We start from the raw sequence: 11,100 nt of genomic DNA, 5'->3' as shown, positions 1-11,100 counted from the left end.
AGCTCTTCCGCTGTCAGATGAAGCAGTCTTCCTCTACCGACCAGTGCAATGGTGGAATTCACCCTGTCTCCTCCTCTCTCACAACCACTCCGAAGAGATCAATAATCCCATCGCCTTTAAAAGGGTCCATGGTTACTTTTATAAAGAAAAAATCTTGATGGCTTTTTTTCAAACGCTGAATGACAGACTTGAGAACCTCAGGGTCATCTGACTCACAGGAGGGAATATCAAGGGAGTGGACGACTCCATCTCCATCCTTATCCTTCTCCTGGACAAAACAAGTGTCTGATACAAACGTGCGGCTAGGGTTTTGCTCCTCCATCAAAGCACGACGTAATGCTTCGCGCAAAGCGAGTGTGCGTGTGAATCCGACACTTCCGTACCATTTCTGATTCCTGGCTTTCGTCCAAACGACCGGAAAACCATAAGCATCTTCCCCTATCCCTAGCTCCACGTTCTTCTTTAGCGTTTGTAAGGCTTGGTAATAGAACCGGCATTGATCATCTTCAATCCTGTTTAACTCAAGCCTCGCAGGCGTCACTTCTGCCCCAGTTACTTGCAGGTGTTCTTCAAGTAAGTTGGTAAGTGCCCGGCTGAGGGCTGCTCTCGTACCGGCTTCCCCTGCTCCTAAATAAAGCCTGGCTGTACGGTTCATCGCAGCGTCTAACGAATTTAGGATGTCTTTTTTCAGAGGTGAAAGGTATTGCTCAATACCAGCAAATCCTGCTTCCCGTCTCGCTTCTTCATGGGTCATGGCTGCACAGAGCATACCTGGATGCGGGTTCACAGAGTGAAGATCTACCACCTGCACCTCGCATTGGGATAAAGGCAGCTGGGGAAGATCTCCTTCTTCATAACGATGGAAAATCCCTAATGGCCCGGTCGCCAACTCATTAAAGTAAAAGAACCATTCTTTTTCCGGATCCGCTTCTTTATCCTTCGTTTTCTCTAAACCGTCTTCCACCCTTTCGGCCGCTATATGACCCGTTACGAGCGGATGGGGTTTAAACGGATGCCATTTTCCCTCAAGGGTTTCGTCCGTAAGCACAAACATATGGTGCGAAGGATGAACATTCGGCACCCCGGTCATCTTCTTAAACCATTCGAACACAGCCACATTTGTAAGCATCGCTGCCGCTGGTGACGAAATAAATCTGCCCGGCTCCCCCTCGTCTGCTTCCTTTCTGTGAAGACTACGCCACGCCGATTCAAAACAATAATCCGATCCCGCTCGTTCCATAGGTCCCGCAAACCCTTCCGTTTCACTGCATAGGATAGGAATAAACCATTTATGTTTCTTATGACACGCAGTAAGAAGAGATTTCCGTTCTTCATGATGGTCTTGATGTGAAGCGTAAAAAACAGCATCATACAGTTCGACCTCTTGCTCCCAGGAGAAAGGGGGTTCCAGAGCTATGCTGAGGCGTACCTCAGGATCCGTTTCCCTCGCCCAGGCTTCAAGCTCCCTCACTCGACGCCGGCTGCTTTCGTTCTCATCGGTTAGAATGACATGAAATCCCGACAAACCAGAGGCAAGAAGCGCTGACACTAATCCGAGCAGCATGCTTCCTTCCCCAGCAGCGACTACTGTTTTCTGACGGTACTGTTGGAACCGGAAGCTGGCAGAATCGCCGAAACTCTCCAGGAATTCTATTTGAGAAGCGAACTTCTCCGCCACCTGCGGATGCAGCTGATGAGGACGATCTTCACTCACATCCCGAAGAAATCCATTGTTATATAGAACGTCCGTCATCTCGTAAACGCGCGCATGATAGGGCTGCGACAATCCTTCCGTTAAATCGGCCAATGAATGTTCTCCATTGAGCATAGGTATCAATTTTTCAACCCATTGATGAATAGCCTTTCCTTCCATCCGAAATGATCCTGCATTGTTTCGGAAATAAACACTCCCGTCCGGTTCCGGCATGAAAAAAGTACCCTTCTTTACCTTTAAACGCATCGAAGGTTTTACATTCACTATGACACTCCTCCTTACCAACTGTGCTGACTTCCTTCTACGATTCTATGTACCTCCCTTTGTCTCATATGACTTCATCAATAGAAGTACCCCTGCAGAGCGTTTCTGCAGGGGAAGGAAAAAAGTATATATAAATGTAGAAATCTTAACGCCCGCAGCGACCGCAGCCGGCACAACGTGCACATCTCGCACAGCCTCCGCAGCCTCCGCAGCCAGCGCAACGGGCACAACCTCCACAGCCTCCGCAGCCTCCGCAGCCAGCGCAACGGAAACAGCCAAAGCAGCCAAAACATACAAATCCAAAACCACCAATTAATCGAGAATCTTGGCCATAATTGTGAGCTTGCTCACTCGGCACTAACTGCTGGGCATGAAATTCGCCGACATCTAAATGCTGAAGTTCATTTTGAAACTGATTCATATGGGGAACCTCCATCTTTATTCAGATTTACTCCTAATTAGGAAACGCTCTTTTACAGTAAAAGACACTTTCCCAATCAAAGTATGACGAAGGCCTGTGCACTGTTACTCGGAATCATCGCGTAGATATTTATTTAGAAGAGTAATGGCTTATAGATAGTAGGAAGTCGATAGAATTGTGAGGAAAAAGTTTCGTTTTCTTAATCGGAAGAGTTAAAGGTGTGTTATAGAAGATGGAGCGTGTTGGACAGCTTGATTGGTCCGTGCGCTGGATCGATTGGACAGTGGGCAGGCTCAATTGGGCCGTGCGCTAACTCTTTCGGGCCGTGCGCTAACTAGTAGAGGATGATGGTCTTCCTCTACTTTTTATGAGAGAGCTATTAACCATGCGGATCTAGCGAATCTAGCAGGTTTAGTTTATTCCTTATTCTATTGGTTGCCGTGGAAATCTATGTCGAAAACTTTTCATATTCGTCGGAGGAATAAACGAAAAATAGCAACAATACTATAATTATTGTTTGGCGAATTTAACTTCAGGAGGTCAAAAGGATGAATGTTGCTGTTAGGAAGTCAAGGTGTTGGGTGTATGCTTCGGTCATTTTTTCATTAGTTGCTGTATTTGTCTTCACCCCTTTTTCAAAAGCAGAAGCTTCGATTAACTATGGTGAGGAAGTGTCTGCCGTAGCGGAGAGGTACGAAGGGGCCCCGTTCAAATGGGGAGGGACGACGCCTAAAGGTTTTGATGCAAGCGGATTTACTCAATACATCTATTCCTACTCTGCTGCTAAAAAGAAAATCGCCCGCACAAGTGCGGATCAATACAAGCAAGGAAAAGTCGTTAAGAAACAATCCGATTTAAAGTTTGGAGATCTCGTATTCTTTGATACAGCCGGAAAAGGCAAGGTTTCATTTGTAGGTATTTACACGGGGGCCGGTGAGTTTATTGCCGCTACCTCTCACGGAGTCAGGACTCAAAAGCTTTCCAGCTCTTATTGGAAAACCAAATATGTAGGCGCAAAAAGTCACTTTTAAATAATAAAACCAGGGGCCTCCGTCAAGAGGAAGTCCCTGGTTACATCATATTCACTCGTTAAAGTCACGGCTTTGACAGGACCATTTAGTACAATGTAAAATCTCCAGAACTCGTTTCCACTACGATTTGGTATTTCTGATCTCCTTTATGACCTTTCACCTCATGCTCCGCTCTTCTCTCATAATGAATACCATCCAGTTGAATGCGTTCGTCTCCTGAACTTGATTGATAGCTAAGCATAAACGATGGAGGTTCTTCTTCAAACGAAAATGTAACATCCCCGCTCGACGTATTGGCTGTTAGATTTCCGGCCAGACGCTTATGCGATACATCCACTTTGCCCGAGGAAGAATCAGCCTTCATTTCATGAACTAATAGTCCTGTTCCTTCTATATCTCCACTGCTTGTTGACAAGTCGACTACAGCGTTCGGCCCCTTAATGTCTGTCATCGTTACATCTCCACTGGAAGAATGGATATTCAGCTTTTCCTCCATTTGCAGATTGGATACTTCTATATCACCGGAACTTGTAGAAGCAATCAGATGATTGACTTGTAGATCACTAAGGCTTACTTCGGATGAAGAGGTGTTAATTTTTACGAATGCCAGTTTCTGCTCGGGTACTTCGATGAGCAATTTCAAGTCATCACCTCGGATAAAACCAAAAGAAAGTCCGAGCCCAGGATTTTTTTCAAGCTGTATTTTTAACTCGCCGTCCATCTCTTCCACTTGATACGAATACTGCTTCCATTTCCAGGCATATCCGCTTAGCGTCACTTGAATTTGATTGCTTTTTCCTTCGATGAATTGGACATCGGCCGATGAAGTATCTACATTGATGCCTTGAATTTCACTCGCCGTAAAGGCTTCTTGCTTATGTACCTCCCGTTTTTCCTCTTCTAACGATTTCGTATTCTGAAATGAGATTAATGTTCCTGACCCTCCCAGAATCAAAGCAAGCAATACAATCCACACTGCTTTTTTCATAACCCTTGCTCCTCCCATTATAAAAATTAAGAAATGGCATCGGATGAGAAAAAATTTCAGTTTCCATAAAGTCTGTGCACGTCCAAGTTTCGACCAAACTTACAAACCTTGGTCATGTTATTAAAAATATACCTTATCCTCCTCTGCAAAGAAACAATTTCTTCTGCACAAAAAAACAGCCTCCTTCCGTTTGAGAAGGCTGACTGTTCACTAGAAGTTTATCTTGATTTTAACAAGATCCTGAATACTGCCATCTTTAGCACTTCGACTGTAAACCCACAGTTCTCCCGAATCGGCTGTAGGCTGTCGGTCAAATGGAACAGTACTGCTGAAAAATCCGTATTTTGGAGCACCTTGGTCCGTCATTGCGTAACGTTCGTTAGACACCACGACGCCATTACTGTCCCTTAGTTGATAATTAACGACTGCTTCAAATACTCTCGCGTATCCTTCTACCTTATCCCCCTTGTTAAAAGTGGAACCTGGCAGAGGACGGGTCACAAAAATATTCCTTGAAGTCGGGAGCGGAATTATAAGATGATAATCCGGCCAGATCACATCTCTTTGGAAACCGGGTCGATCAGCATTGGCTTCCTCCAGGTCCGCCACGCTTACCCCAAATTGTCTCGCAATGGAATACAGTGTATCACCCGTGACAATTTTATAGGTGAACGCCGGAACAAGCAGTCTCTGCCCTACATTAATAACGTTTGGATTAGATATGTTGTTCACTCCCGTAAGAAGGTCAACATGAGTGTCAAACGCTTGAGCGATAGCCGTTAAGGTATCTCCGTTCGTCACGATATGGGTCATGATCGGATCGGATGTTGAGGTAGGCACGACCAGAACATCATCAGGATAAATGAATCCCCGATCTGTCACAGGCGGATACAAATGGTTCGCCCTTTCGATTGCAGCTACCGTGCTGCCCAAACGACTGGCAATTGAAAAGAGCGTATCGCCAGATTTGACCGTGTAGATTAGCACTTTTTTTAAAATAACAGGCATTTTTACACCTCCCCTCCTTATAATCTATGGAAAAAAATAGAATTGAGAACGGCATATATCATACAAGCCTTCCAATTGGTTGAGGTGCAAGTGACATATAGATTTTTGGGGAAGCTACCCAATAAGAAATAGTCGTTTTTCTGACTTACATGAAGCTTTTTCAATTCATCAGTCTGTAGAAAATTTTGTTACACTATAGAAAACGGCAGTGGAGGCTTAAACAGGAACAAATATTCTTATGTTTTTTAATTAAAAATAATGAATTTTCTTCTGGTTTTTGGTATAATAGCCTTATTCGAAAGGACAGATACCATGAACACTCATTTGAAAATCGGAGAAGTTGCAAAAATTTTAGGAGTTGACACCCAAACCGTAAGGGCTTGGTCGAACAACGGAAAACTTGATTACTACAAAACACCCAACGGCCATCGCAGGTTTGATAAAGCGTACATAGAACGGTTGGCTCGTGGTGAAGAATTACAAAAATCTGAGGTTGAAATTGAAAATAACTTGTACATTTACGCCAGAGTGTCTACCAAGAAACAAGAAGAAGCCGGGAACTTAGATAGGCAAATATCAAGACTAACTCAATATTCCCTTGAAAAGGGATATAAGATAGAGGGTATTTTTAAAGAAGTAGGCAGTGGGATTAATGAAAATCGCAGACAATTGATGAAGCTTCTAAATGAAGTGAAAAGTGTGAAAAACGCTACTGTCCTCGTTGAATATAGAGATAGACTCGCTAGATTCGGCTTTGAATACTTGAAAAAGTACATTGAAGACAATGGGAGTAAATTAGTTGTGCTCGAAGAGAACAATAAAGATGAAGAACGCGAACTTGAACTTGTAGAAGACTTAATGGCTATCACAACCTCATTCTCTGCTCGAATTTATGGTAAACGAGGTGGGAAAAAGGTCGTAGAAAAAGTTGAAAATGCTCTAAAAGGTGGTGAGTTGAATAAAAACGACGAGGCAAGCGATAATAGAAGTTCCTAATGGATTTCGAGTAATGGAATTGGACCAGCTCATGCGCGTTTTCGGTTCTACGCTTAGATTTTCTTTTAACCGCCTTTTAGAAGGTTATAAGAAACGAGATTTGATTAAACTTGTTAACGCTAAGTTCCATATGAATAAACGTTACGCCGAGGATGCGGTTATGCAGGCGGAACAAATCATTTCTAGCCAAAAGGAACTTCTTCCTTATCAAATTGAAAATTTGGATTCCAAAATCGAGAAATCTTCCGCGAAAATTGAAGACTATAAGTCTGGAAAGAAAAAGCCGAAGAATTCCTCTTTGGAGGTTGTCACAAAAGGTATTCAATCGCGTATTGATAAATTGAATACCCGAAGAAATTATCTTGTCCAGTGCCGCGACCACGGCACGATTCCTAAGGTGATTTTTGGCGGTAGAAAGAATTTCGAAAAGCGTATGAAAGGTAATATTTCTAATCAGGAATGGAAGGACCTAAGATCCAACATGCTCTATGCTCGTGGTGACAAAGCTAAAAACGGTAATCTCAACACTCGTGTTGTTTACGATGAGCATGATGGAGGGTTCTACTTAGAAATAGCTAATCCTTTACTTTCCGAAGGAAATAAAAGAGCTCCACGTTTGCGATATAAGCTTAAACTACCAGAAAAGTTCTACAGTGAAATTGTAGATGTAGTTATGCCTGATGTTGTTGGATTCAAAAATAAGAAAGCCGTTCACTCATATAAACCTTACTCCATTGAAATTCGCAGAAAAAATGGGTTTTATTATGTCTTCATTACGTATGATACCGCAACACATGGAGAAGAGTTGAAAGGACGAGATGACTTTAATGCGGACCTGGTTGCAGGGATTGATATAAATATCGACCGTGTAACCGTTAGTATTGCAAACCGACACGGGAATAAGATTAAACACCGCACTTTTTATTGCCATGAGATGGAATATGTATCTTCCAATCGCAGAGCTAACCTCTCTGGCGAGATGGCACGTGACGTGGTTAATTACCTTTTAGAAGAAAACGTGGGTGGTCTGGTATTAGAAGATATAAAGTTAAAACAAGACCACGATACCAACAAAAAAACGAACCGATTGCTTCATTCCTTTTCAAAAAATAAATTACATAATGCATTATTCAGCAGAGCGAATCGCAACGGTTTAAAAGTAAAGAAAACCAACCCAGCTTATACATCAGTAATCGGATGCTTTAAGTACCAAGAAATGTACGGCATGTCTATTCACGAAGCAGCATCTTTTGTTATCGCGAGACGAGGGATGAGTTTTGATGAAAAGATACCGAAGTATCTTTTAGAATATCTACAGAAAATGGTTTCTACAAAGCTAAATTCAGCTATCCGTTCTATGGAAGAAATGGATGAGTTGACCGAAAAACAACAAGCTCGAAAGAAACGATTGAAGAGTTATGTGAGAAACATTCAAAAGTTTAAAAAGAACCACAGTTGGAAGCTGTGGAACGTTATACACAAAACGTTAAAATACGATAACCAAGGAATTCAACCTAAGGAGGTGTAAATCCTGGTTAATAAAAGTTGGCATTGACTGACCTAGAAGGAATGGTTAATGCCCTATGCCGGCCCTAACAGGGCACTTTGGAAAACTTTGTACTTTAGGTGCATGGTAGGGCGAAAGCCCTTCTAAAGAATGAAGTGAGAATCTTCACGGAATGTCCCTTTTCTTGGTTATGGGGCGATTATAAGATTTCATTAATTTTTATTAACCAGGGATGAACGATGAAGAAATGGGCATTCGTTTCAGATTTTGATGGTACTATTTCAAATAAAGACTTTTACTGGGTAATCATTGAGAAATACTATCCGGAAGGGAGAGACCTTTTTAAAAAGTGGAAAGCAGGTCAGATGAAGGACATCGAATTTTTACGCTCGATCTTCACATCCATCAACCAGCATGAGGAGCAGATTATCGAGGATATTCTCAATATCCCGATTGATGAGTACGTGCCGGCTTTCATTCAGCACGTACAGAACAATGGCGGAGACTTTTATATTTTAAGTGCGGGGACCGATTACTACATTCATCACATTTTAAAAGAATACAACATTCAGAATGTGACCGTTTTCTCTAATGAAGGATATTATGAGGACCAAAATGTTCATTTAAACATTGATCCTTCCCACCGGCATCATTCGGAACGCTACGGCATCGATAAATCCAAAGTGATTCAGGAGCTGAAACAGGAATACGAAACTGTTCACTTCGCCGGCGACAGCGAGCCTGATTCGCATCCAGCTGTCTATGCCGATGCCACCTTTGCGAAAGATGCTCTGCAGGAGATACTAAGCGAAAAAAATGTCGCCTATACTCCTGTGACAACCTTTAAGGACATCCAGGCTGATTTAGAGAAAAGAGGGTTTTTGTCTTATGACTAATCCCATTACCAATATCCCGATTCCAGCTATTCTGGAAATTAAGAGCGGCATCATCTACCATCTTCAGGAGATTTTTGACCGCCATGGATTTGAAAATATCCTGATGCTATTTGATTCATTTACGATGGATCAATGGGAGGCAAACATCAAAGATTCTCTTTCAACTACCAAAGTGGATACAGTCCTTATGCAGCCGCATGCCGAGGTTCATGATCTGATTAAGCAGGCATTTTCTTTACAAATGTATGATGCGATCGTAGCGGTGGGCGGAGGTGCTGTGATTGACTGCGGAAAATACATGGCCTTTTCACGACAGACTCCTTTTATCAGCATTCCAACGTCAGCCTCAAACGATGGATTCGCAAGCAGTAACTGCTCGCTGCTGATTGAAGGGAAAAAAACAACGGTTCCTGCCAAAGTTCCGTATGGCATCATCGCCGATCTTGATATCATTCAAAACGCCCCTCCCCCTTTTATCTTAGCTGGCGTAGGAGACTTAATGTCCAATATTACCGCCCTTTATGACTGGGAATTCGAAGATCGTCAGGGTGTAAGCCGGGTAAATGCTTTCGCGTCCATGCTCAGTAAAAAAGCGGTGAACAGCTTTGTTCGCACTCCTATGCACGACATCCAGGATCCTACTTTTTTAAAAGAGCTGGTCAGTTCGTTAACGATGGGCGGAGTGGCCACCATTATCAGCGGAAACAGCGCACCCATCAGCGGCTCGGAACATCTGATTTCCCATGCGCTCGATAAGTACGCTGAACGTCCTCACATGCATGGAATCCAGGTGGGGATTGCAACTTATATTATGGCAAACGTACAGGAACATCGTGCCGAACGGATGCAGAAAGTGTTTACACGGACAGGCTTTTTTGATCACATAAAAACACTTGAGGTAAGGAAAACGGATTTCAAAATGGCCATTGAAAAAAGTCCAGAAATCAAACCGCACCGCTATACGTATTTGCATGAAGAGAAATATAAACGTAAAGCATTGGATTTTCTGGATCAGGACCCGATTCTTCAAGAAATTTTACAATAGGAAAAACCCTCTTTAGAGAATAGCTCTGACGTTTGATGTAAACATTAGAGATATGAAAAAGGAGGATACTGCTCATGAATAAAGAACGCGCTAAAGAAATTTTCCACTCCCCCGAAATGATTGCGGTTACCCATGACGACAGACCGATTTACATCGAAGAGGTTATTGAGAGAAGTGAAACCGCAAGAATTCACCCCGTGGATCAGCCGAATGTTTTCCAGGAAGTTCCTTTATACGAACTGAAGGAAACGGAAGCACAGCATTAAAAAAGAAGCCGCATCCAGGCTCTGGTCTGAGATGCGGCTTCTTTTGTATGTATTTTTACAATCTGTTTCTATAGATCATGGTACTTTTCTTCTTTTAACCCGAACCTCTTTTTCCAATTTCTCATAAATGTTATAAAACGATACAACCCATACATTCCTAAAAATATTCCAAAGCAGAAGAGCTCTAAATTGACGTAGTACCATGCCCCTTCCCCGAGTGCATCAAGCGGGGTACTCACATCGGGCGTGCCGGCCAGAAACAAGTAGTTCGTTCCGATTCTCAGGTTAAGGAAAAAGATAAAAGCAGCATAAAGATTCAAATAACCGAACATCATCAGAAGCGAACGGAATGTGATACGTGCAGAACTGACCAGAATTAGAAATATGCCGGTCCAGGCTAAAGCCATATGGTGCAGGAAAAATTTCAAAAATCGAAAATGCGGAAACGAGTAGAATACCTCCGGCGTTAATAAGGTTACGACCGGCGGAATAATCCCAATAAAATATACAATCTGTATGACTTTGTGCCGATAAAAAAGCAAAGCACCCATTCCAAGGAAAGATGCGATTCCACACAAATGAAGCGGTGCATGATCTTCCATATTCCAGTTGTTGTTCGCTAGTCCCCAGATCGTCTGCCCAATTTCGCAACCGAGTAATAGAACAAATAAACTCCACCTGACAGATTGCTGCAGCCTATTATTTGTTCGTAAAGTACGGTGAAAAATCAGCAGCAAAGCAATTCCCGAAAAAAGAATAGCGAGCATAATCAGATGACTCAGTGATAAAAATTCGAATCTGTCCTGTATTTGAATATTAAACCATTCCGGCATTCCATCCTCCTTCCAATCTTCTGTTTAGGAAATACGTTCCTTAACCTTAGTACGATTGTCCGGTTAAATGGTTTCAGATAAATACAAAAGGGTACCTTAAGTAATAAGTAAAAACACCCAAGGAGATACTC

11 protein-coding genes are annotated in these 11,100 nt (G+C 42.6%); 6 read left to right on the top strand and 5 right to left on the bottom strand.

Going from position 1 to position 11,100, the window contains the following annotated elements:
* Nucleotides 1–58 precede the first annotated feature (58 nt).
* Nucleotides 59–1,978: a bacteriocin maturation protein gene (locus tag WAM07_RS18520; protein WP_422168864.1), complete on the bottom strand. Its 1,920-nt coding sequence runs from the start codon at nucleotides 1,976–1,978 to the stop codon at nucleotides 59–61.
* A 145-nt stretch (nucleotides 1,979–2,123) separates the two neighbouring features.
* On the bottom strand, nucleotides 2,124–2,399 hold the full coding sequence (locus WAM07_RS18515; protein ID WP_422168863.1) for a hypothetical protein: 276 nt from the start codon (nucleotides 2,397–2,399) through the stop codon (nucleotides 2,124–2,126).
* Between the two features lie 548 nt (nucleotides 2,400–2,947).
* Between WAM07_RS18515 and WAM07_RS18510 the strand changes: the two genes are divergently transcribed.
* The gene (locus WAM07_RS18510; protein WP_422168862.1) at nucleotides 2,948–3,430 is read left to right on the top strand and encodes a C40 family peptidase; all 483 of its coding nucleotides are present in this window, start codon (nucleotides 2,948–2,950) and stop codon (nucleotides 3,428–3,430) included.
* An 85-nt stretch (nucleotides 3,431–3,515) separates the two neighbouring features.
* Here the strand turns inward: WAM07_RS18510 and WAM07_RS18505 are convergent, their stop codons facing one another.
* The gene (locus WAM07_RS18505; RefSeq protein ID WP_422168861.1) at nucleotides 3,516–4,418 is read right to left on the bottom strand and encodes a DUF4097 family beta strand repeat-containing protein; all 903 of its coding nucleotides are present in this window, start codon (nucleotides 4,416–4,418) and stop codon (nucleotides 3,516–3,518) included.
* Between the two features lie 210 nt (nucleotides 4,419–4,628).
* Complete coding sequence (locus WAM07_RS18500; RefSeq protein ID WP_422168860.1) at nucleotides 4,629–5,426, bottom strand: LysM peptidoglycan-binding domain-containing protein; 798 nt, start codon at nucleotides 5,424–5,426, stop codon at nucleotides 4,629–4,631.
* Between the two features lie 312 nt (nucleotides 5,427–5,738).
* Between WAM07_RS18500 and WAM07_RS18495 the strand changes: the two genes are divergently transcribed.
* From WAM07_RS18495 to WAM07_RS18475, 5 genes are all read left to right on the top strand, one after another.
* Complete coding sequence (locus WAM07_RS18495) at nucleotides 5,739–6,422, top strand: IS607 family transposase (RefSeq protein ID WP_422168859.1); 684 nt, start codon at nucleotides 5,739–5,741, stop codon at nucleotides 6,420–6,422.
* Nucleotides 6,423–6,435: 13 nt separating this feature from the next.
* Nucleotides 6,436–7,950 carry an IS200/IS605 family accessory protein TnpB-related protein gene (locus WAM07_RS18490; RefSeq protein ID WP_422168858.1) on the top strand — a complete coding sequence of 505 codons (1,515 nt, stop codon included), beginning with the start codon at nucleotides 6,436–6,438 and terminating at the stop codon, nucleotides 7,948–7,950.
* 218 nt (nucleotides 7,951–8,168) lie between these two features.
* Nucleotides 8,169–8,825 (top strand): MtnX-like HAD-IB family phosphatase, encoded by a 657-nt coding sequence (locus WAM07_RS18485; protein ID WP_422168857.1) that lies wholly within the window; start codon nucleotides 8,169–8,171, stop codon nucleotides 8,823–8,825.
* A complete protein-coding gene (locus WAM07_RS18480) occupies nucleotides 8,818–9,870 on the top strand; it encodes an iron-containing alcohol dehydrogenase family protein (protein WP_422168856.1) in 1,053 nt (350 codons plus the stop codon). Before WAM07_RS18485 ends, WAM07_RS18480 begins: the two co-directional genes overlap by 8 nt.
* Nucleotides 9,871–9,944: 74 nt before the next feature.
* On the top strand, nucleotides 9,945–10,136 hold the full coding sequence (locus WAM07_RS18475) for an H-type small acid-soluble spore protein (RefSeq protein ID WP_422168855.1): 192 nt from the start codon (nucleotides 9,945–9,947) through the stop codon (nucleotides 10,134–10,136).
* 68 nt (nucleotides 10,137–10,204) lie between these two features.
* Here the strand turns inward: WAM07_RS18475 and WAM07_RS18470 are convergent, their stop codons facing one another.
* Nucleotides 10,205–10,969 carry a TIGR02206 family membrane protein gene (locus tag WAM07_RS18470; protein ID WP_422168854.1) on the bottom strand — a complete coding sequence of 255 codons (765 nt, stop codon included), beginning with the start codon at nucleotides 10,967–10,969 and terminating at the stop codon, nucleotides 10,205–10,207.
* Nucleotides 10,970–11,100: the final 131 nt, after the last annotated feature.

The organism is Halobacillus sp., assembly GCF_049282395.1.
Classification (GTDB): domain Bacteria; phylum Bacillota; class Bacilli; order Bacillales; family Halobacillaceae; genus Halobacillus.
Note: the sequence above shows the minus strand (reverse complement) of the source record. Positions and strands in the feature narration are given on the sequence as shown.

What these genes read in the sequence shown, in the direction of transcription:
- WAM07_RS18515 (WP_422168863.1), bottom strand. Translation starts at nt 2,399, where the DNA reads ATGAATCAGTTTCAAAATGAACTTCAGCATTTAGATGTCGGCGAATTT.
- WAM07_RS18510 (WP_422168862.1), top strand. Translation starts at nt 2,948, where the DNA reads ATGAATGTTGCTGTTAGGAAGTCAAGGTGTTGGGTGTATGCTTCGGTC.
- WAM07_RS18505 (WP_422168861.1), bottom strand. Translation starts at nt 4,418, where the DNA reads ATGAAAAAAGCAGTGTGGATTGTATTGCTTGCTTTGATTCTGGGAGGG.
- WAM07_RS18500 (WP_422168860.1), bottom strand. Translation starts at nt 5,426, where the DNA reads ATGCCTGTTATTTTAAAAAAAGTGCTAATCTACACGGTCAAATCTGGC.
- WAM07_RS18495 (WP_422168859.1), top strand. Translation starts at nt 5,739, where the DNA reads ATGAACACTCATTTGAAAATCGGAGAAGTTGCAAAAATTTTAGGAGTT.
- WAM07_RS18490 (WP_422168858.1), top strand. Translation starts at nt 6,436, where the DNA reads ATGGAATTGGACCAGCTCATGCGCGTTTTCGGTTCTACGCTTAGATTT.
- WAM07_RS18485 (WP_422168857.1), top strand. Translation starts at nt 8,169, where the DNA reads ATGAAGAAATGGGCATTCGTTTCAGATTTTGATGGTACTATTTCAAAT.
- WAM07_RS18480 (WP_422168856.1), top strand. Translation starts at nt 8,818, where the DNA reads ATGACTAATCCCATTACCAATATCCCGATTCCAGCTATTCTGGAAATT.
- WAM07_RS18475 (WP_422168855.1), top strand. Translation starts at nt 9,945, where the DNA reads ATGAATAAAGAACGCGCTAAAGAAATTTTCCACTCCCCCGAAATGATT.
- WAM07_RS18470 (WP_422168854.1), bottom strand. Translation starts at nt 10,969, where the DNA reads ATGCCGGAATGGTTTAATATTCAAATACAGGACAGATTCGAATTTTTA.